The sequence below is a fragment of the uncultured Exiguobacterium sp. genome (assembly GCF_964277885.1).
GTDB lineage: Bacteria > Bacillota > Bacilli > Exiguobacteriales > Exiguobacteriaceae > Exiguobacterium_A.
Genome location: NZ_CAXYJR010000005.1, coordinates 983,144 through 1,003,219 on the forward strand (window position 1 = coordinate 983,144; position 20,076 = coordinate 1,003,219).

The 20,076-nt window shown below is 47.2% G+C and carries 22 protein-coding genes; 21 read left to right on the top strand and 1 reads right to left on the bottom strand.

Annotation, left to right across the window (positions count from 1 at the left end; genetic code table 11):
* Positions 1–107: 107 nt before the first annotated feature.
* The gene (locus tag ACHWTJ_RS06620) at positions 108–1,373 is read left to right on the top strand and encodes a Glu/Leu/Phe/Val dehydrogenase (protein ID WP_023468654.1); all 1,266 of its coding nucleotides are present in this window, start codon (positions 108–110) and stop codon (positions 1,371–1,373) included.
* A 130-nt stretch (positions 1,374–1,503) separates the two neighbouring features.
* Entirely contained in the window at positions 1,504–2,493 is a 990-nt protein-coding gene (locus tag ACHWTJ_RS06625; protein ID WP_294752012.1) for a YpdA family putative bacillithiol disulfide reductase, read from the top strand.
* Positions 2,494–2,545: 52 nt separating this feature from the next.
* Here ACHWTJ_RS06625 and ACHWTJ_RS06630 read toward each other — a convergent pair whose 3' ends face one another.
* A complete protein-coding gene (locus tag ACHWTJ_RS06630; RefSeq protein ID WP_294740952.1) occupies positions 2,546–3,514 on the bottom strand; it encodes an asparaginase in 969 nt (322 codons plus the stop codon).
* 169 nt (positions 3,515–3,683) lie between these two features.
* On the opposite strand from ACHWTJ_RS06630, the gene prsW reads away from it, so the two are divergent.
* The 19 genes from prsW (at position 3,684) to ACHWTJ_RS06725 (ending at position 20,056) form a co-directional block, all read left to right on the top strand.
* Positions 3,684–4,358 carry a glutamic-type intramembrane protease PrsW gene (gene prsW / locus ACHWTJ_RS06635; protein WP_294740953.1) on the top strand — a complete coding sequence of 225 codons (675 nt, stop codon included), beginning with the start codon at positions 3,684–3,686 and terminating at the stop codon, positions 4,356–4,358.
* 11 nt (positions 4,359–4,369) lie between these two features.
* Positions 4,370–5,026 carry a flagellar brake protein gene (locus ACHWTJ_RS06640; RefSeq protein ID WP_294740955.1) on the top strand — a complete coding sequence of 219 codons (657 nt, stop codon included), beginning with the start codon at positions 4,370–4,372 and terminating at the stop codon, positions 5,024–5,026.
* 76 nt (positions 5,027–5,102) lie between these two features.
* The gene (gene cmk / locus ACHWTJ_RS06645; protein WP_294740957.1) at positions 5,103–5,777 is read left to right on the top strand and encodes a (d)CMP kinase; all 675 of its coding nucleotides are present in this window, start codon (positions 5,103–5,105) and stop codon (positions 5,775–5,777) included.
* Complete coding sequence (locus ACHWTJ_RS06650; RefSeq protein ID WP_294740959.1) at positions 5,774–6,373, top strand: 1-acyl-sn-glycerol-3-phosphate acyltransferase; 600 nt, start codon at positions 5,774–5,776, stop codon at positions 6,371–6,373. The genes cmk and ACHWTJ_RS06650 overlap by 4 nt, the downstream gene beginning before the upstream one ends.
* A gap of 102 nt (positions 6,374–6,475) precedes the next feature.
* On the top strand, positions 6,476–7,609 hold the full coding sequence (gene rpsA, locus ACHWTJ_RS06655) for a 30S ribosomal protein S1 (RefSeq protein WP_294740962.1): 1,134 nt from the start codon (positions 6,476–6,478) through the stop codon (positions 7,607–7,609).
* 123 nt (positions 7,610–7,732) lie between these two features.
* On the top strand, positions 7,733–9,043 hold the full coding sequence (gene der / locus ACHWTJ_RS06660) for a ribosome biogenesis GTPase Der (RefSeq protein ID WP_029342014.1): 1,311 nt from the start codon (positions 7,733–7,735) through the stop codon (positions 9,041–9,043).
* 14 nt (positions 9,044–9,057) lie between these two features.
* Entirely contained in the window at positions 9,058–10,083 is a 1,026-nt protein-coding gene (locus ACHWTJ_RS06665; protein WP_294740964.1) for an NAD(P)H-dependent glycerol-3-phosphate dehydrogenase, read from the top strand.
* An 18-nt stretch (positions 10,084–10,101) separates the two neighbouring features.
* A complete protein-coding gene (locus tag ACHWTJ_RS06670; RefSeq protein WP_231496841.1) occupies positions 10,102–10,299 on the top strand; it encodes a DUF2768 domain-containing protein in 198 nt (65 codons plus the stop codon).
* Positions 10,296–11,030 carry a hypothetical protein gene (locus ACHWTJ_RS06675; protein WP_294745705.1) on the top strand — a complete coding sequence of 245 codons (735 nt, stop codon included), beginning with the start codon at positions 10,296–10,298 and terminating at the stop codon, positions 11,028–11,030. Before ACHWTJ_RS06670 ends, ACHWTJ_RS06675 begins: the two co-directional genes overlap by 4 nt.
* Before the next feature lie 85 nt (positions 11,031–11,115).
* On the top strand, positions 11,116–11,388 hold the full coding sequence (locus tag ACHWTJ_RS06680; RefSeq protein ID WP_012370671.1) for an HU family DNA-binding protein: 273 nt from the start codon (positions 11,116–11,118) through the stop codon (positions 11,386–11,388).
* A gap of 140 nt (positions 11,389–11,528) precedes the next feature.
* A complete protein-coding gene (locus ACHWTJ_RS06685) occupies positions 11,529–12,107 on the top strand; it encodes a heptaprenyl diphosphate synthase component 1 (RefSeq protein WP_294745708.1) in 579 nt (192 codons plus the stop codon).
* Positions 12,108–12,129: 22 nt separating this feature from the next.
* The gene (locus ACHWTJ_RS06690; protein WP_035407160.1) at positions 12,130–12,837 is read left to right on the top strand and encodes a demethylmenaquinone methyltransferase; all 708 of its coding nucleotides are present in this window, start codon (positions 12,130–12,132) and stop codon (positions 12,835–12,837) included.
* A gap of 1 nt (position 12,838) precedes the next feature.
* On the top strand, positions 12,839–13,801 hold the full coding sequence (locus tag ACHWTJ_RS06695; protein ID WP_294740974.1) for a polyprenyl synthetase family protein: 963 nt from the start codon (positions 12,839–12,841) through the stop codon (positions 13,799–13,801).
* A gap of 93 nt (positions 13,802–13,894) precedes the next feature.
* A complete protein-coding gene (ndk, locus tag ACHWTJ_RS06700; RefSeq protein WP_294740976.1) occupies positions 13,895–14,311 on the top strand; it encodes a nucleoside-diphosphate kinase in 417 nt (138 codons plus the stop codon).
* Between the two features lie 191 nt (positions 14,312–14,502).
* Complete coding sequence (locus ACHWTJ_RS06705; protein ID WP_394679829.1) at positions 14,503–15,279, top strand: CheR family methyltransferase; 777 nt, start codon at positions 14,503–14,505, stop codon at positions 15,277–15,279.
* A gap of 19 nt (positions 15,280–15,298) precedes the next feature.
* Complete coding sequence (aroC, locus tag ACHWTJ_RS06710; RefSeq protein ID WP_294743334.1) at positions 15,299–16,453, top strand: chorismate synthase; 1,155 nt, start codon at positions 15,299–15,301, stop codon at positions 16,451–16,453.
* Positions 16,450–17,511 (top strand): 3-dehydroquinate synthase, encoded by a 1,062-nt coding sequence (aroB, locus tag ACHWTJ_RS06715; protein WP_394679286.1) that lies wholly within the window; start codon positions 16,450–16,452, stop codon positions 17,509–17,511. Before aroC ends, aroB begins: the two co-directional genes overlap by 4 nt.
* Positions 17,502–18,758: a 3-phosphoshikimate 1-carboxyvinyltransferase gene (aroA, locus tag ACHWTJ_RS06720; protein WP_294745714.1), complete on the top strand. Its 1,257-nt coding sequence runs from the start codon at positions 17,502–17,504 to the stop codon at positions 18,756–18,758. Before aroB ends, aroA begins: the two co-directional genes overlap by 10 nt.
* A gap of 11 nt (positions 18,759–18,769) precedes the next feature.
* Complete coding sequence (locus tag ACHWTJ_RS06725) at positions 18,770–20,056, top strand: tetratricopeptide repeat protein (protein WP_294740982.1); 1,287 nt, start codon at positions 18,770–18,772, stop codon at positions 20,054–20,056.
* Positions 20,057–20,076 lie beyond the last annotated feature (20 nt).

Consider the following 20,076-nt stretch of genomic DNA (forward strand, 5'->3'; position numbering starts at 1 on the left):
CTTACAAATATAGGCGTAACCCCTTTCATTACGTTCGAGAAAAGAGTATACTTTATCCGAACAAGGAAACGGCATAGGGGATGCCACTTATGGGGAGGAACGTTGGAATGATCACTGACCAACAACATGCGAATCATCGCAAGAACGTACTGGAAGCAACACAAGAAATCGTCAAGGAAGCACTAGGGAAACTAGGGTATCCAGACGAGATGTATGAATTACTTAAAGAACCACTCCGGATGTTGACAGTCCGGATTCCGGTGCGAATGGATGATGGTTCGACGAAAATCTTCACAGGATATCGTGCACAACATAACGATGCCGTTGGACCGACAAAAGGTGGAATTCGTTTCCACCCGAACGTGACGGAAGTCGAAGTAAAGGCGTTATCCGTCTGGATGAGTCTAAAGGCAGGTATCGTTGATTTACCATATGGTGGTGGGAAAGGCGGGATTATTTGTGATCCACGTGAGATGAGCTTCCGTGAAATTGAGCGTCTCAGCCGCGGATATGTCCGTGCCATCAGTCAAATCGTTGGACCGACTAAGGATATTCCGGCACCTGACGTCTTCACGAACTCACAAATCATGGCTTGGATGATGGATGAGTACAGTCGGATCGATGAATTCAACTCACCTGGTTTCATTACAGGAAAACCGCTCGTCCTTGGTGGCTCACACGGTCGTGAGACAGCAACGGCGAAGGGTGTCGCGATCATGATCCGGGAAGCAGCTGCTAAAAAAGGCATTTCACTTGAAGGAGCACGAGTTGTCGTTCAAGGGTTCGGGAACGCAGGTAGCTTCTTGTCAAAGTTCATGTATGACTTAGGTGCAAAAGTCATCGCCATCAGCGATGCGTACGGAGCACTTCATGATCCGAACGGTCTCGATATCCCATATCTACTCGACCGTCGTGACTCGTTCGGTACCGTGACGACATTGTTCAAAAATACGATTTCAAACAAAGAATTGCTTGAACTCGAATGTGATATTCTTGTTCCGGCAGCAATCGAGAATCAAATTACAGAAGACAATGCGCACGATATCAAAGCAGCGATTGTCGTTGAAGCAGCGAATGGTCCGACAACGAACGAAGCGACGAAAATTCTCGCAGAACGTGACATTTTGATCGTCCCGGACGTCCTTGCTTCGAGTGGTGGCGTAACGGTTTCTTACTTCGAATGGGTGCAGAATAACCAAGGGTATTACTGGACGGAAGAGGAAGTCCATGAGAAACTCGAAAAAGTACTCGTGAACTCGTTCAACCAAGTCTATCAGACAGCACAGACGCGAAATGTCGACATGCGTCTCGCCGCCTATATGGTCGGTGTTCGGAAAATGGCAGAAGCATCTCGTTTCCGTGGTTGGGTCTAATTAAACGTCAAAGATACGTAACACCCGTTCCTCTAGATGAGGAGCGGGTGTTTTCCTATTGCAATTTCTTTCGTCTCTTGGTGAGATTTGCTAAGATATAAAAAAAGCAACTGGAAGAGGAGATATTTGAATGTTAGATTGTATCGTAATCGGTGCAGGACCATGCGGGTTATCGGCAGCGATCGAAATGCAAGATCGAGGACTAGACGTCGAAGTACTCGAAAAGGGAAATATCGTCGAAGCGATCTATCGTTATCCGACGCATCAAACGTTTTTTTCAAGTAGTGAGAAGTTAGAAATCGGTGGTATACCGTTCATCAATAAGGAATTAAAACCACGTCGTCTCGATGCGCTCGTCTATTACCGAGAAGTCGTCAAACGAAAGCAGTTGACGATTCGTCCGTTTGAGACGGTCGAGCGTATTGAACGCCAAGCGGATCATTTCATCATCCATTCAGAACGATCAGGGGTTAAGAAAGTGCGAGAAGCGCGATCCGTCGTTCTTGCGACAGGATATTATGGGTTACCGAACCGAATGGACGTCCAAGGAGAAACATTACCTCACGTATCGCACTATTTCACGGAAGGGCATCCATACTTTGATCAGGATGTCGTTGTCATCGGTGGAAAGAACTCAAGCGTCGATGCAGCAATCGAGCTTGAAAAAGCGGGTGCACGCGTAACTGTTCTTTATCGTGGACCTGAATATAGTCCGTCGATCAAACCCTGGGTATTACCGAACTTCGAGTCACTCGTACGTTCGGAAAAGGTCAAGATGGTGTTTGATGCGACAATTGAGGAAATCACGGAGCAAGAAGTCGTTTATCAAATCGGCGGAGTCAAACGGACTGTCCGTGCGGATTTTGTATTTGCGATGACAGGGTATACACCAGACGTCGGCTTATTCGCTGATGCTGGTATCGCGATTGATCGCAAAACGGGTGTTCCCAGTCATGATGAAGAGTCGATGGAATCAAATGTTCCGGGGATCTATATTGCCGGAGTCGTTGCGGCGGGCTATGATGCCAATAAAATTTTCATTGAAAACGGACGTTTTCATGGCGCGAGCATTGCGAATCACCTCGCTAAACGATTACGTGGTGCATCAATTCAAGGCTAAACGAATGCCTCTCGCTTCGGACCCTTATTTCCGAAGCGAGAGGCTTTTTCACTTATTCGACCCGGAATGATTCTTCGAGTTCTGATTGGGTCGCATTGATTTCGAGTTCAACCATCAGTTTAAGCCGCGCTTTCTGTGAGTTCAGTCCATTTGAGAAAATGACGCCAAGTTCCTTCAATTGTTGACCACCGCCCGTATATCCATAAACGTCTTGAACGATTCCGTTGAAGCAACGGCTGACGATGACGATTGGCATGACGGCAATCAATTCAGCGATGGCATCAACGATACTTGGAGGAACGTTTCCTTGACCGAGAACTTCTAGCACAAGTCCATCGTAACCGAGTTGTTTCACAGCTAGTAATAAATCGGGTTCCATACCGGCATAGACTTTGAGAACGGCAACCCGTTTCGAGAGCGAAGTCACCATATGTGTTTGCTTCAGAAGTGGCGTGTTGAATAAGTAGACGTGGTCTTTCGTCACCATGCCAAGATTTCCGAAGTGAACCGATTTAAACGTATCGACGGATGACGTATGCGTTTTCGTGACGTTGAATGCTGAATGGATTTCCCCGTTGAAGACGACGAGGACACCTTTTCCGCGCGCGGCATCACTGACGGCGACACGAAGCGCCGTGATTAAATTAAACTCGCCATCTGATCCGACTTCGTTGGATGAACGCATGGCGCCAGTCAATACAATCGGAATAGGCGCACCTATTGTCAAATGTAAAAAATAAGCGGTCTCTTCAAGCGTATCCGTCCCATGGGTGATGACGACCCCGTCGTAATGTTCTTTTGCTCGTTCACTCTCGATGAAATGAGCTAAGCGAAGCATGATGTCAGGTGTCATGTGCGGAGAAGGTAAATTCGCAAAATGGCGTGTCGTGATATTTGCGATATCCGTTGCCCGAGGCAACGAAGCATCGAGTGGATTGATATCATTCGGTAAAACGTGCCCGGAGTGATCCTGTGCCATCGCAATTGTTCCACCCGTATGAATGAGTAATAATGATTTCATGTTAAAGGGTCCATGTCAAAAGACAGAAGACCTTCACCTACTTTCTATGGTGTTTTCGGTTCGTTCTTCCATATTGTAACCTTTTTCACTCCTGAAACAACGAGGACGTTTTCTTTTTTCAAAGAAACCTTTATTCTTATTAATGAGGAAGAAAGGGGGGAGAGGAAGCGTGATTCAAATCGTTTTCTCCGGAGTTGCCCCAGGCATCGCGCTCCTAACATATTTTTATCTACGTCACGAACATGAATCCGAGCCTGTCGGATATATCTTGCGAAGTTTCATCTTTGGAATATTACTCGTCTTTCCTCTGATGTTCATTGACTATATCGTCCAGACGGAGTTTGGTGGACATGAAGAAATACGCTTAATTCGTACTGCTGTCACAGAAGAGTTTGCGAAATGGTTCGTCGTCTTCTACACGGTCTATATCCATCAGCGCTTTAATGATTATTATGACGGCATCATCTATGCTGTGGCGTGTTCCCTTGGATTCGCAACCCTTGAGAACATCTTATATCTAATGGTGAATGGAACGGTCGAACACATGTTATTCCGAGCGCTATTACCAGTTTCCGGACATGCATTGTTTGCGGTTATCATGGGCTTCTTCATGGGAATGGCCAAATTTTCGGCGCATCCATATCGGTGGTTATCGTTATCAATCACCCTTCCGGTATTTGCACATATTCTGTTTAATTTGTTAATATTGGAAAATGGTGGTATATCTTTTTTGCCAATCGTCTTTATGCTTATTTTATGGACGATCGGTTTATTTCAAGTGCGAGGAGCCAATCGTTTGAATCGTCGATTCAAACGTAAAAGCACCAATCAGAATAGAAGGTAGGAGCGAGTGACATGATGGAAATCGGAGATTTAATTATGCTTTCGAACAGTGAAGAACGACAAGGTCGTTCAAAGGTGACAGCTATAACCAATCAATTAATTTGGATTGAGGCACCAAGTGAGGTGGCGACACTGAAAACGTTTATCTTATCCGATCAAGAAGAGATTTCATTTTACTTTTTCAAAGAAAAAGGAAAGTTGTACGGATTTGAGACAGTTGTCGTGGAACGACAGAATGATCCGCTTCGTGGTCAACGTTACGCTTTAAGACGCCCAAAAGATGATCAAATTGAACATATTCAACGACGGCAATTCGTTCGTGTTCCACAAATGCTCGATGTCGCGGTTCATCCACATAAAACGAATTTCGAACCGTTCACAACGGTGACGCTTGACTTATCAGCTGGTGGGATGATGATTTTGTCAGATCAGCTACCCATTGAAAAAGAGGAAGAGGTCGAGATGACATTCATTTTACCAATGGGAGAAGGTATGTCGAGTACGTTAGACGTCGTTGCAGAACTTGTTCGGATCGATCGACGGGAAGAACGGTATGAACTCGCCTTTCAATTTACGATGATTCCTGACAGAAGTCGTGAACTTGTATTACGTCACTGTTATCAAATGCAAATGAAAAGTTCAAGAAGGGGCATGAATCCATTCACCTGACCGCATTTTTTTGCTATGATAACGTTCGGAAGAATGAATTCCCATCAATCATGGGGAAGATGGAAGGACAAGATGGATGATGAAGAAGATTCAAATTGCTTTAGATGGACCAGCAGGTGCTGGGAAAAGTACGATCGCAAAACAACTGGCGGCGCGCCTTGACTATGTATATATTGATACAGGAGCGATGTATCGTGCCGTGACGCTCGCAGCACTCGAACAATCACTTGATCTCAATAATGGAGAAGTGCTCGGAGAATTAATGAAATCGCTTGATATTCGTTTAACACCAGGCGAAAACGGGCAACGTGTCTTTATTGGTGATCGCGAAGTGACGGATGCGATCCGTTCCATCGAAATCACAAATAACGTCTCGTTCGTCGCTCGTCAAAAAGAAGTCCGGGCAGCACTCGTCACGGCACAACGTAAATTAGCTGAACGTGGTGGAATCGTCATGGACGGACGTGATATCGGCACAGTCGTGTTGCCAGATGCAGAATTAAAAGTCTTTTTGACAGCAAGTGTGGAAGAGCGTGCAGCTCGAAGACACCGGGAGAATATCGCACGTGGTATGGACAGTGATATCACGATTCTTCAAGAAGAAATCGCATTGCGTGACAAACGGGACAGTGAACGTGAAGTCTCGCCTTTACGTCAAGCTGACGATGCGCTGTATCTCGATACGACAGAGATGACGATTGATGATGTCGTTGTCCGTTTGATGGAATTAACGGACGGTGTTTTGAAATGAAACGTCGAGATAGCGTTTACCGGATCGCACGGTTCGTCGTCTGGGTCATTGCGAAAACAGTCTTCCGATTGAAAGTGACAGGACAAGAAAATATTCCGAAAGATGGTTCCTTACTCGTCTGTGCCAATCATAGTTCGAACTGGGACCCGGTCTTCCTCGTCAGCGCGATTCCACCGAAACGGGCGGTGCGTTATATGGCAAAAGAAGAACTATTCAAAGTTCCTGCCTTAAAACAATTGATGATTGCGGCAGGAACATATCCTGTTGGTCGCGGTCAAGGAGATCGTCAAGCTTTGAAACGGACGATTGAACTGTTGAATTCAGATGAAACGGTCGGTATTTTCCCAGAAGGAACACGTTCCGCACCAGGTGAATTTACAGCAGCACAACCAGGAGTCGGGTTCTTTGCGTTACGATCGAATGCGCAGATTTTACCGATTGCCATCATCGGATCATACCGCCCGTTCAAACGAATGCACGTCGCGGTCGGAAAACCGGTTGATATTTCGGATTTACGTGACCAGCGGGGCGCAGCGAAATCGATTTCTGACCGAATCATGGACGAAATCAAATCCGTCTACTTCAATCACGCGTAATACCTTGACAAATAGTCAGAATTGTAAGAAGTTAGAAGCAGGATAAACGCATTGACACGTGTCAGGCGTTTCTTGTACTCATCGTGAGGAGGTTGTTTTGGAATGGTCGAAGAAATGAAAGATATGCCTGATTTTGAAATTCATCGGGACCAGGTAGTTACCGGAATGGTCGTGAAAATTGAAGACAAGCAAGCACTCATTGATATCGGATATAAAACAGAAGCCATCTTACCGATCAGCGAAGTATCGAGTCTTCATCTCGATGATATTCGTGGTGTATTGAACGTCGGAGATGAACTCCAAGTGAAGGTCAAGAAAATCACGGATGAAGAGGTCGTCGTTTCAAAACGAGAAATCGACGCGCTCAAAGCGTGGGAGCAAGTTGAAGAGAAGTATAAATCAGGTGAAATCTTTGAAGTTGTCGTCAAGGACATCGTCAAAGGTGGACTCGTCGTTGATATCGGTGTCCGCGGATTCATTCCGGCGTCACTCGTCGAGCGTCACTACGTCGAGGATTTCTCGGATTACATCGGTCGTTCGATCGAAGTCAAGGTCGTTGAACTCGATCAAGAGAAGAATCGTGTCATTCTCTCGCACAAAGCCGTCGTTGAAGGTGAATTGAACGCGAAGAAAAAAGAGACACTCGAAAATTTAGAAGTAGGTCAAATCCTCGAAGGTACAGTCCAACGATTGACAGATTTCGGTGCTTTCGTTGATATCGGTGGCGTAGATGGTCTCGTTCACATTTCGGAAATGGCGCATCATCGTGTCGAACGTCCTTCGGATATCGTCACGGAAGGTCAGAAAGTCGAAGTCAAAGTACTTGGTGTCGACCGTGATACAGAAAAGGTGAAGTTGTCGATCAAGGAAACACAACCTGGTCCATGGCAACAAATGGAAGGGAAGATCGAAGCTGGCGATATCGTCAAGGGACGCGTCCGTCGTCTCGTCCAGTTCGGGGCCTTCATCGAACTTGCGCCGCAAGTAGAAGGACTTTTGCACATTTCGCAAATTGCGAACCGTCATATCGGATCGCCTTCAGAAGTACTTGAAGAAGGGCAGGAAATCGAGGCGAAAGTACTCGAAGTACGTCTTGATGAGCATAAGATTTCGCTCTCGACACGCGTCCTAGAAGAGGAAGAAGGCTCTTCTGACGACTATTCTGATTACACGAATCAATCAGAAGGATTCTCTGTCGCTGACTTGACTGAGGACGATTCTGATAAGAAAGAATAAGCAATGACACAAAGCGGACACAAGCGTGTCCGCTTTTTATATGCGGTTTGTTATGGTATATGGGAGTTTGATTTGATACAATAGAACGGCTATGAAGCGAGAGAAGAGAAAGAAGGTGTTGGGATGGCAATTCCAGTCGTGGCGATCGTAGGTCGCCCAAATATCGGAAAGTCGACGATTTTTAACCGGGTGATTGGAGATCGGGTTTCAATCGTAGAAGACAAGCCAGGCGTTACCCGCGACCGTATTTACGGAACTGGAGAATGGCTGAATCGTCATTTTCATTTGATTGATACAGGTGGAATCGAAGTCGGGGATGAGCCCCTACTTCAAATGATGCGTCATCAGGCGGAGCTCGCCATTGATGAAGCGGACGTTATCATTTTTATGGTGAACGGACGCGAAGGAATCACAGCAGCGGATGAGGAAGTCGCGAACATGTTGTTCCGTTCGAACAAACCAGTCGTCGTAGCTGTCAACAAAGTCGATAACTTTGAAATGCGTGATTTAATGTATGAATTTTACTCCCTTGGATTCGGAGACTTGTTCCCGATTTCTGGTACACATGGTCTTGGTCTTGGTGACTTACTCGATCGTGTCCTTGAACTCGCGCCAGATAAAGAAGAGTTGGAATACGACGAAAGTACGATCAAGTTTGCCTTGATTGGTCGTCCGAACGTCGGGAAATCAAGTATGACGAACTCGATTCTTGGTGAAGAGCGTGTTATCGTCTCAAATATCGCCGGTACGACACGTGATGCAATCGATACACCGTTTACGCGAGATGAGCAAGAATACGTCATCATCGATACGGCTGGGATGCGAAAACGCGGAAAAGTTTATGAATCGACGGAACGTTTCAGCGTTATGCGTGCACAAAAAGCAATCGAGCGCGCAGATGTCGTCTGTGTTGTACTTGACGGTGAAGAAGGTATCATCGAGCAAGATAAAAAAGTAGCCGGTTATGCGCATGAAGCAGGTCGTGCAGTCATCATCGTCGTCAACAAATGGGACGCTGTCGAAAAAGATGATAAGACGATGAAAAAGATGCAAGAAGAGATTCGGGAAGAATTCCGTTTCCTTGACTATGCTCCGATTGTCTTCGTCTCGGCGAAAACAAAACGTCGCTTGCAGACTTTATTACCAGTCATCCAACAAGCAGCACATAGTCATGCACAACGGATTCAGACAAGCGTCTTGAACGATGTTATCGTGGATGCCGTCGCGATGAATCCTGCGCCAACGGATAAAGGGGTTCGTCTTCGGATCAATTATGCGACGCAGGTCGCGTCGCGTCCGCCGACATTTGTCTTGTTCGTCAATGATCCAGAGTTGCTTCATTTCTCGTATAAACGATATCTCGAAAACCGGATTCGTGAAGCATTCGACTTCACTGGAACACCGATTCGAATTTTAGCTCGTCAAAAACAATAATGAGGTGAGTCAGTATGACCAAAATCGCAGTCATTGGAGCGGGGAGCTGGGGAACAGCACTCTCGCTCGTCTTAGCCGACAATAATCAGGAAGTTATTTTGTACGGTCGTGAACAAACGAACGTCGACAGCATCAATGAGCATCATGAAAATGCACAATTCCTTCCGGGTGTTGAGTTGCCTTCAGCACTAAAGGCGACGACGGATCTCAAAATGGCGATTGAGGGTGCTACACATATCCTGATTGTCACACCATCTTCTGCGATTCGTGCGGTTTCTCGTCAATTGAATGAATTATTGACAGAACCTGTCGTTCTCATTCATGCGTCAAAAGGAATCGAACCAAAGACACATCTTCGATTATCTGAATTGATCGAAGCAGAGATTGATCCAGCGAAGCGTAAAGCGATTTGCGTTTTGACGGGTCCTTCGCATGCAGAAGAAGTCGCATTACGTAAACCAACAACGGTAACGATTGCTTCAGAAGATTTAGTGGAAGCTGGTCGTGTGCAAGAGTTGTTTACGAATGAGAATTTCCGTGTGTATCTCAATGCGGACATCATCGGCGCAGAACTCGGTGGTGCATTGAAGAACATCATTGCGCTTGCTGCCGGAATGACGGATGGTCTCGGTTACGGAGACAATGCGAAGGCTGCTTTGATTACGCGTGGAATGGTCGAAATGGCACGTCTTGGCACGATGCTCGGGGCAAAGCCGATGACGTTCACAGGATTGACCGGAATGGGTGACTTGATCGTGACGTGTACATCCGTGCATAGCCGAAACTGGCGTGCCGGGAATGCTATTGGTCGAGGAGAAAAACTAGAGACAGTGCTTGAAAATATGGGAATGGTCGTAGAAGGTGTTCGTGCGACACAAGCTGCATATGATCTAGCAGAGTCGAAACAGTGTGAACTACCGATCACTTCTGCTCTCTATCATGTTCTCTTTGACGGTCATACACCGGAAGAAGAAGTCAAAAAGTTGATGCAACGACCGCAAAAAAATGAGATCGAGCATCTCTTCACGACGAAAGATTAACGGAGTGGGGTGGAAACCTTGAGTCCAGGATTATTAAAAATGTGGATTTCGTTCGCTGGCATCGGACTCTTTGCGATCAGCGTCTTGCTGGTCACGGTCAGTCGGACGAAGTTAAAAGGGATTTGGCAGATTCTCGTGTCAACCTTAGCATTCGTTTGTTTCATCGTCGCGTCGATCATCATGGTATTCATCGTCATGGCGGGGCCAAGCGCATGAAAAAGTGGTTCGTACTACTCATGCTCATTCCGGTGACGTTATTATCAGGGTGTCTCTTTCCAGACAGCCAGAAACCGTCGAACCGTGTGCCGTATCCACAACAATTACGTACTGTTCAGGATGCTGTCGATGCGTATCAGAAAGACACAGGTGTTTTGCCGATCAAAACGATGGAAGCAGATACACCACTTATGGAACGATATCAAATCGAACTAGGGCGTCTAATACCTCGTTATATGAGTGATCCACCATCGAACAGTTTTGAAGGTGGCGGAACATTCATCTATTTGTTGGTCGACGTCGAGACGAAGCCGACTGTCAAATTGATGGATTTACTTGTCGCGGAAGAACTACAGAAGCTTCAAGTCCGAATCGATGCGTATCGGAAGAAAAACGATAAGTACCCGTTTAAAGGCTCCATCGGAAAAAACCAGTTCACCCTCGACTATAAAAAGTTATTCATCAAAAAAGAACCAACTGTCCCAAGTCCGTACTCAGATGAAAAATTATCGATTTATGTCGATGGTCAAGGTCGTCTTTTCATCAACTACTTGCCAGAGTTGAAGAAAGCCGTGCAAACTGCGAAGAAAAAGCCGAAAGTCGGTCAAGATATTCGGTATTTGCTCTATGAAGATCAACCTTTTGTTCCTGCCTATTCTCAAAGCTACACGATAAACGAAAAAGGCGAACCTGTGTTTTCAGAGAAATCGAGCGAAGAATCTGAAAATTGAACGTTATTTACACGAAAATGTTGTAATAGCAACGTTTATGGGGTATGATTACCCTCGAAGAAGTGATTGGGAGGGGGTGAAAGTAATGAACAAAACTGAACTCATTCAAGCAGTCGTCGAAAAATCAGGTCTTACGAAAAAAGACGTGACGAAAGTTGTTGAATCAACATTCGAATCGATCACTGAGACACTTCAGTCTGGAGAGAAAGTCCAATTGATTGGATTTGGTAACTTCGAAGTCCGTGAGCGTGCAGCCCGTAAAGGTCGTAACCCACGTACGAAAGAAGATATCGAGATTCCAGCAAGCAAAGTACCTGCCTTCAAACCAGGTAAAGCATTGAAAGATGCTGTGAAGTAATCCGGCTACATAGTCGCCCGAGATTTTCTCGGGCGGCTTTTTTGTGGACATTCAGAAGCGTGAAAGCCCGCCGATTATGGTATATTAAAAAAGAAGAACGTCCATCAACGAGATGGCACTGGAGATCGGGGGGTAAAAGCATGGAACAACATGAGCTGCGCGTGGATGAAATCATCACTGCACTCACCATTAAACAAACGACACGATTGGCTCGACATGTGGATTTCCCTTCCATCGATCGTGAACAGATCCGTTGGTTGATTGATGTCGCTCAACATGACACGCTAGATTCAGAAGCACTAGTTAAAGCGATTCATTTCGCACAAGTCGCCTTACGTCTACATGAACGCGTCAATGAAACACTACGCGGTTCGAAGGAAAGACAGCTTCTTGTATTAGCTGGAGATCTTTTCTCGAGCTATTTCTTCGAACAATTAGCGGGTTTGCCGAAAGAGATTCTTGTCTCACTCGGACGGACTATTCAACGTGTCAATGAAGCGAAGTGTGCCTTACACGAAATGAACTACGAATCAACAGAAGAACGGGTTCTCTTATGGTTAACGGCAGAGTTCGGGTTAATGCAAGGACTTGCGACAATTACCAAACGAGAATGGCTGACACGACAAGGACGGCAGATCATTCAGCAACAGGCAGAGCAACTAGATCTGGTCGCACAGAAATTACTGTTATCGCATCTCGAACAGATGGCGGTAGCATGAGATCTTGGAAAGGGTGAGCAGTGTGCAGACAAAAGATAAAGAAAAAAAAGTATATGAAGTGTTTCAATCGATATCAACGAACTATGATCAAATGAATTCAGTCATCAGCTTCCGACTGCATAAATTGTGGAGACGCGAGACAATGCGCCGGATGCAAGTCTTCCCAGGTGCTAAATGTCTCGATCTTTGTTGTGGAACGGCGGACTGGACGATTCAATTGGCAAAAGCAGCTGGTCCGACTGGTGTCATTAAGGGACTTGATTTTTCGGAGAACATGCTGAAAGTCGGCGTAGAGAAAGTAGAAGCGCTCGATATGAAAAATATTGAACTGATTCACGGAAACGCGATGGATTTACCGTTTGGCGACAACTCGTTTGATTTCGTGACGATCGGTTTCGGTTTACGGAACGTTCCTGATTACCTTCAGGTCATTAAAGAGATGCATCGTGTCTTAAAACCAGGCGGAACAGTTGTCTGTCTTGAAACGAGTCAACCAACGGCACCGATTTTCCGAGAAGCATATTCACTATACTTTGGAAAAATTATGCCACAAGTAGGTCGTTTGCTTGCTAAATCGTACGATCAATACAACTGGTTACAAGAATCAACAGAAGTGTTCCTCGACCGTGTCGAACTGAAACAACTCTTCGAACAGGCAGGCTTCATGCAAGTGGAAGTCAAAGCATTCGCGGGTGGGGCTGCTGCGATGCACCTTGGGAAGAAGTGGTGAGATGTCACTGCATTCCATATACCGTGATGTCACGAAGGAAGTTAATTTAGTTGATCGTTTCCTGATTAGTCATATCGCTTCGGATGAACCGACGATCGATGCAGCAGGAAAACAACTGCTGAAAGCTGGTGGAAAACGGATTCGTCCGGCTTTCGTATTGTTAGCCTCTAAATTCGGCGACGCAGACCGAGATGAATTGATTCGTGTAGCAGCAAGCCTTGAACTCGTCCATATGGCGTCGCTTGTGCACGACGATGTCATTGATGACGCAGAATTACGACGAGGAAAACCGACCGTCATGCAGTATTTTGATGAAGAAGTGGCGCTTTATTCAGGCAATTATTTGTTCGGAGAAGCGATTCGGTTGATTGGAGAAGTCGGAAAACCAGAACTCGTTCAAGTGATGGTCCATACGATGCGTGAAATTTGCGAAGGTGAGATTGAGCAGATCTATGACCAATATGATTGGGAACAGTCGATTAAACGTTATATCAAACGGATTGAACGAAAAACAGCCATTCTCATCGAAGCAAGTTGCCATCTAGGTGCCATCGTTGCGAATTGTTCAGCGGCCGATACGAAAGCGTTACGACTGTTTGGACGAGATATCGGACTCGCTTTTCAGATTGCTGACGACTTGCTTGATTTTACAGCGAATCGAACGCAACTTGGTAAGCCAGTAGCAGAGGATCTGCGCCATGGACACAAGACGTTACCCGTTTTTTATGGAGCGGAAGATGCAGCTTTTTACGAACGTCTGTCGAAAATCGAGACGATGCCGACTCATGAAGAAGTGGCGCCATTACTAGCATTTCTTCAAACTTCAGGTGCACTTGAGCGGACACAACAAACAGTTGATCGTTACATCCGTCGTGCTATTCTGCGTCTCGAACCACTGCCTAAATCCTCTGCTAAACGATCGCTCGAAGAGGTAGCGCGCTACGTTGGAAAACGAAAAGGATGATGGATGTCAAAAATTTCTTGCTGTTCTTCTTAAAAGCCAGTAAACTGACTATGTAAGCGCTTTTCTAAAAGCATTTCATAGGGGGAACTAGAGATGGAACAGACATTTTTGATGGTCAAACCGGATGGCGTAGAACGTGGATTGATTGGGGAAATCATTGGACGGATCGAACGCAAAGGCTTCATCATTCGTGAGATGAAAATGATGAACGTCACAGAAGAATTAGCGAAAGCACATTATGAAGAGCACGCGGAGAAGCCGTTCTTTGGAGAGTTGGTCACTTTCCTGACATCGGGACCTGTCGTTGCACTTCGTGTTGAAGGGACAGACGTTGTTGCTGTCTCTCGTTTAATGATCGGGAAAACAAAGCCGCTTGAAGCAGCACCTGGAACGATCCGTGGCGATTTTGCGAACACGATGAGTGAGAACGTCATTCATGGTTCAGACAGTGTCGAAAGTGCGGAGCGTGAGCTTGGTCTTTGGTTTCAAGGACAGCCAGTCAACGCCTAATATATGAATAGCAGGACAACGGGGAGGGATTCGATTCAATCGAATCCCTTTTGTCATATTCTTGTAAAACGGACTGACCGGATTGGTTAATTGCTTTTTGGAATGCCTATAGCTTTATGCTACTATAGAAAATAAGTTGAACCGGTCAAAGCGATGACCATTCGATATCGAGAGTGAGCGAGGTGTGCCAATTGGAAGATTACGAACTTTTCATTCAACGATTCAAGACCAAATCAGGGATTGATCTCGGTCAGTATAAAGAAGCACAGATGAAACGACGGTTGACGGCGTTACGTGACAAAAAAGGGTACAGTACGTTTGCGTCCTATATGCAGGCAATGGACAAAAGTACCTCGTTATACGAAGAATTCCTAGATCGGATGACGATCAATGTCAGTGAATTCTTCCGAAATCCGATACGTTGGCAACAATTGGAGCAAGATATCTTACCGGTCTTGGAATCACGGGCACATGGACGAATCCGGACATGGAGCGCCGCTTGTTCGACTGGGGAAGAGCCATATTCCCTTGCGATGATCTTAAGTGAACGGCTCGATCCATCCGCCTTTACGATTCAAGCGACGGATTTGGATGAACTCGTTCTTGAAAAAGCGAAGCTGGGTCGATACGGAGCTTCCGCACTGAATGAGGTCGTAGAAGCGCGCAAAAAGCAATATTTCATCGAGCAGGAGCAGACATTTGAAATCGTTCCGGAAATCAAACGACTGGTTCGTTTCAGTAAGCATAATTTGTTGGGCGACCGGTATGATACCGGTTTTGATTTAATCATCTGCCGTAATGTACTGATTTATTTTACGGAAGAAGCGAAAGCGCATGTCTATCGTTCGTTCGTCGAGGCATTAAAACCAGGCGGTATCCTATTCGTTGGGGGAACGGAACAAATTTTCCAACCCGAACGATTTGGATTAAAGATGAAACAAAGCTTCTTTTATGAAAAAATCGGTTGAACAGGAAGGGATGAAGCGAATGCGTTACATGACAGCAGGGGAATCACACGGAAAAGGATTGACCGTCATCATTGATGGGATGCCGTCAGGACTCACGATTGATTTTGAAGCCATTCAGCGCGAAATGACGCGTCGCCAAGGGGGATACGGACGAGGACGACGGATGCAAATCGAACAGGATCAAATCGATTCACGTGGCGGGATTCGCCATGGATACACGACAGGATCACCGATCAGTTTGTTCATCGAGAACAAGGATCATACGCACTGGACACAAGTCATGCAGGCGGAACCGCTCGAAGAAGAGTTGGAGCGCCCACGGACCTTGACGCGTCCACGTCCCGGACATGCGGATCTCGTTGGCGGATTGAAGTACGGTCATCGCGATTTACGCGATGTGCTTGAACGTTCTTCAGCACGTGAGACGGCAGCACGTGTTGCCGTCGGTGCCTTCGCTAAACAATTACTGAATGAACTCGGGATTGAAGTGTTCTCGCATGTACGATCAATCGGTGGGATTGATGCTCCTTGGAAAGATCCTGTGGAATATCAGGAAACGATTGATGCTTCACCTGTTCGCTGTGCCGACGAACTTGCAGGACAACGAATGATGGAAGAAATCGATGCCGCTAAAAAAGAAGGCGATACACTCGGCGGTGAGATCGAAGTCGTCGTGACGGGCATGATGCCAGGAGTCGGATCCTTCACTCAAAACGATTTAAAGCTCGATAGCCGAATCGCGCAAGCTGTCATCAGCGTCAATGCGATGAAATCCGTCGGTTTTGGTGACGGGTACGAACTCGGTCGTCGCAAGGGTAGTACCGTCCAAGATGAAATCATTCATGATGACGCTGGATATCATCGACGGACGAACCACCTAGGTGGAATCGAAGGCGGAATGTCAACAGGGATGCCGATCCGCGTCCAAGTCGCGATGAAGCCGATTCCGACGCTCTATCGTCCGTTGCAATCGGTTGACATCGAGACGAAGGAAGCCTTCACAGCTCAAATCGAGCGGAGTGATGCCTGTGCTGTTCCTGCCGCGTCCGTTGTCCTTGAGGCAGTGGTCGCGTTTGAAATCGCCGTCGCCATTCTTGAAATGTTCGGAACATCAACACTCAATCGTCTTCAGGCTGCTGTCGCCGCTTATAAAGAGGAGGTTCGGACGTTTTGATCGAACTCAATATCCGGTTGAAAACGTCATACCCCGTGCTTGTCGGAAACGGAGCATTGGCGCGGTTATCAGATCTTTCAGCGCTGAACGAGGCAGATCGTATTTGGATCATTACGGATGAGACGGTCCACGACTTGCACTTGCACACGCTACAAGCGGCATTAGCGTCTAGACCTCAATCGATAGGCATGCATGTTAGCGCTGTGCCGGCTGGAGAGCGGAGTAAGTCGCTTGCGGTCTACGGTTCCTTACTAGAAGAGGGAATACGTCATGGAATGACACGGCACAGTATCATCCTTGCATTCGGTGGTGGCATGATAGGTGACTTAGCGGGATTCGTCGCAGCAACTTTTTTGCGCGGCATCCCGTTCATTCAAATTCCGACGACACTCTTAGCACATGATTCAAGTGTAGGGGGAAAGGTCGGCTTAAACCTATCCCTCGGAAAAAACTTAGTTGGGGCATTTTATCAGCCAAGTGGTGTCATATATGATTTGGCGCTCCTTCAGACACTTCCGGACCGGGAATGGCGAAGTGGCTTCTTTGAGTTAGTCAAACATGGATTCCTCGCACGACCATCGTTTGCGGATATATTACTTGATGTTTCGCTGGACGATGTCAAAGGGCTCGATTTAGAAGACTGGCTTGCCCGAGGCATCAGCGTCAAACGAGATATCGTCGAACAAGATGAGACGGAGAAAGGGATGCGGGCCTTCTTGAATTATGGGCATACTTTCGGACATGCTGTTGAATATGCGAGTCCCGGTCTGTCGCATGGCGAAGCAGTAGGGATCGGGCTCGTCTTCGTGAAGTATCTTGAAGGAAATGACTTGCAGGCGGAACAACTCGGAAGATTGCTTCGCCGTCTCGGTACGGTGTTACCGGCTCGGAAATCATTCGCCTCGTATTTAGAACTGATGCGTCGCGACAAAAAGAATCACCAAACCACGATTCGATTCGTCCTTGAGAAAGAAGGACGTTTCGACTTAGAGGCAATCAGTGAAGAACGATTGCAACAAGCGTTCAATCAAACAGTGAGGTGTTTAGAATGGGCTTAAGAGGAACAGTACAAGTACCAGGAGATAAATCAATGACACACCGTGCCTTTCTGTTCGGTGGAATCGCCGAAGGAACGACACAGGTCAGAAACGCACTTGAGGGAGCGGATTGTCTTGCTTCATTAGAAGCGATGCAGGCGCTTGGTGCACAAGTCGAGCGTACAGCAGGTGAGATTCGGATCACCGGGACGGATACGTTTCAAGAAGCGGCGATTGATTGCGGAAACTCTGGAACGACGATTCGTCTCTTAAGTGGGATCCTAGCAGGCGGTCAAGCGACGTATGCACTTGATGGAGATGATTCCTTGCGTAGACGTCCGATGAAACGGATCACGGAACCACTTGCCTTATTCGGGGCGAACGTGACAGGCGAGACAGCACCGCTTCACATCACAGGAACACCGCTTGTCGGAACGACGTATACGTTGCCGGTCGCGAGTGCGCAAGTGAAGAGTGCCGTTTTGCTCGCTGGTCTTCATGCGACGGGTGAGACGACGGTCATCGAACCGATTCTATCACGGGATCATACGGAACGGATGTTGCCGCAGTTCGGTGTCGATGTATCAATCGATGAACACGAAGATGGCCGTCACATTCGACTGCAAGGTCCTGTTCGACTGCAAGCGACATCACTCGACATTCCAGGGGATCCATCGTCAGCTGCATTCTGGTGGACAGCGGCAGCGATCGGACAGGATAGCCGGATCACGACGACTCACGTCTTGATGAACCCGACACGGATCGGTTTTTTACAGACGTTACGCCAGATGGGTGCAAGTGTCGAAATCGATCATCGCTCAGAAGACGCTGGAGAAGAGACGGCAGACGTGACGGTCGAGACGACATCTTTGCAAGCGATCACGGTCGAAGGAGCACAGATTCCATCGTTGATTGACGAGATTCCGTTACTCGCATTACTTGCGACGCAAGCAGAAGGACGAACGGTTATTCGCGATGCGGAAGAACTCCGCGTCAAGGAGACGGACCGGATCGAGACGGTCGTTACAGCGTTACAGCGCCTCGGGGCGAACATCGAAGCGACGGATGATGGCATGATCATCGAAGGTCCGACACCTTTGCAAGCAGCGGAAGTCGACAGTGCGGGGGATCACAGACTCGCAATGATGTTGACGATCGCGGCGACGATCAATCCGGAAATTATAGTGCATGGACGCGAAGTAGTTGAAGTCAGCTACCCAACGTTCTATGATGATTTAAAGAAACTTCAATCCGACCGATCTGAGTAAGAAATAGGCGGATGACAGAAAGTGGGGCGCTTGCCTTGAATGAACAACTATTGAACGGCATCATCGAAGAATTGGAACACGGTCACACCTCTGAGGCTTTAGCGGCACTGGAACAACTCGAAAAGACAGGAACGGATGAGGACCGCCTCGCTGTTGCGGACCTTTATATCGAACTCGGATTATCAGACCGAGCAGTTGATTTGTTGGCACCGCTTTACGTCGAATACGCGGGTAATGCGGGGGTCGCCTTGTTACTAGCCGAATGTTATATCGATTTGGATCGCGAAGAGGAAGCGATCTCCGTCCTTGAGCAGGTCGACACATCGGACATGGAATACGGTCCCCGATCTCTCGTGTTACTTGCTGACCTTTACCAGTCGCAAGGTCTTGACGAAGTGGCATTAGCGAAATTGAAGGAAGCGCGTAATCTTGCACCGGAAGAGCCGTTACTCGCGTATGGATTAGCCGAGCTCTACATGACGCTTGGAGCATTCGATCAAGCGGTACCGCTGTTCGCTGAAATCGCGGAACGACCAGAGTTACGTGCTGAATTACCACTTGATGCCCTTTACGCGGAATCACTCGCGATGACAGGGCAGTTTGAAGATGCGATTCCGCTGTATGAACGTGCTGTCGCGGAACGGTCCGACTTGCATACACTGTTTGGTCTTGCGATGACGGCTCACCGTGTCGGTCAACACCAAAAAGCGGTCGAGACATTCCAACAATTGATCGCGCAGGATCCGGATTATACATCAGCCTATGTCCCGTATGCGGAAAGCCAAGCTGAACTTGGTCTGACGAAAGAGGCACTGAACGTCATCAAGCAAGGGATGGAGCGTGATGATTATAATGACGAGTTACGGACGATGGAAGCCTTGTTCCTTCTAAAACTCGGCGATCGCGCAGGAAGTGTTCAAGCGTTACGTGAAGCACTTGCCTTGAATCCGGAATCGATCGTCGCAGCGGAACGTTTGCTCTCGTTACTTGCGGAAGACGAGGATCATGAGGCGATGATCGAGACGATCTCAGCCATTGAAGAACACGTCACGGCTCCGATTCTGACATGGTATCGAGCGCGCGCTTTATATGCATTAGAGGAATACACGCAAGCAATGGAGAACTATGCGATAGTCGAAGGTGCATTCACGGAAGATGCGCTCTTCTTGAAAGAGTATGGTTTTGCACTCGTCGAGGAAGGACGGCGTGAAGAGGGACAACGTCTCTTACGACGCGCTGCACAGTTGACACCAGAGGATAACGAACTCGTCGACTATGTTGAACGAATGGATGGATGACTTCACGGGAGAAGGGAGTA

What these genes read in the sequence shown, in the direction of transcription:
- ACHWTJ_RS06620 (WP_023468654.1), top strand. Translation starts at nt 108, where the DNA reads ATGATCACTGACCAACAACATGCGAATCATCGCAAGAACGTACTGGAA.
- ACHWTJ_RS06625 (WP_294752012.1), top strand. Translation starts at nt 1,504, where the DNA reads ATGTTAGATTGTATCGTAATCGGTGCAGGACCATGCGGGTTATCGGCA.
- ACHWTJ_RS06630 (WP_294740952.1), bottom strand. Translation starts at nt 3,514, where the DNA reads ATGAAATCATTATTACTCATTCATACGGGTGGAACAATTGCGATGGCA.
- ACHWTJ_RS06640 (WP_294740955.1), top strand. Translation starts at nt 4,370, where the DNA reads ATGATGGAAATCGGAGATTTAATTATGCTTTCGAACAGTGAAGAACGA.
- cmk (WP_294740957.1), top strand. Translation starts at nt 5,103, where the DNA reads ATGATGAAGAAGATTCAAATTGCTTTAGATGGACCAGCAGGTGCTGGG.
- ACHWTJ_RS06650 (WP_294740959.1), top strand. Translation starts at nt 5,774, where the DNA reads ATGAAACGTCGAGATAGCGTTTACCGGATCGCACGGTTCGTCGTCTGG.
- rpsA (WP_294740962.1), top strand. Translation starts at nt 6,476, where the DNA reads ATGGTCGAAGAAATGAAAGATATGCCTGATTTTGAAATTCATCGGGAC.
- der (WP_029342014.1), top strand. Translation starts at nt 7,733, where the DNA reads ATGGCAATTCCAGTCGTGGCGATCGTAGGTCGCCCAAATATCGGAAAG.
- ACHWTJ_RS06665 (WP_294740964.1), top strand. Translation starts at nt 9,058, where the DNA reads ATGACCAAAATCGCAGTCATTGGAGCGGGGAGCTGGGGAACAGCACTC.
- ACHWTJ_RS06675 (WP_294745705.1), top strand. Translation starts at nt 10,296, where the DNA reads ATGAAAAAGTGGTTCGTACTACTCATGCTCATTCCGGTGACGTTATTA.
- ACHWTJ_RS06680 (WP_012370671.1), top strand. Translation starts at nt 11,116, where the DNA reads ATGAACAAAACTGAACTCATTCAAGCAGTCGTCGAAAAATCAGGTCTT.
- ACHWTJ_RS06685 (WP_294745708.1), top strand. Translation starts at nt 11,529, where the DNA reads ATGGAACAACATGAGCTGCGCGTGGATGAAATCATCACTGCACTCACC.
- ACHWTJ_RS06695 (WP_294740974.1), top strand. Translation starts at nt 12,839, where the DNA reads ATGTCACTGCATTCCATATACCGTGATGTCACGAAGGAAGTTAATTTA.
- ndk (WP_294740976.1), top strand. Translation starts at nt 13,895, where the DNA reads ATGGAACAGACATTTTTGATGGTCAAACCGGATGGCGTAGAACGTGGA.
- aroC (WP_294743334.1), top strand. Translation starts at nt 15,299, where the DNA reads ATGCGTTACATGACAGCAGGGGAATCACACGGAAAAGGATTGACCGTC.
- aroA (WP_294745714.1), top strand. Translation starts at nt 17,502, where the DNA reads ATGGGCTTAAGAGGAACAGTACAAGTACCAGGAGATAAATCAATGACA.
- ACHWTJ_RS06725 (WP_294740982.1), top strand. Translation starts at nt 18,770, where the DNA reads ATGACAGAAAGTGGGGCGCTTGCCTTGAATGAACAACTATTGAACGGC.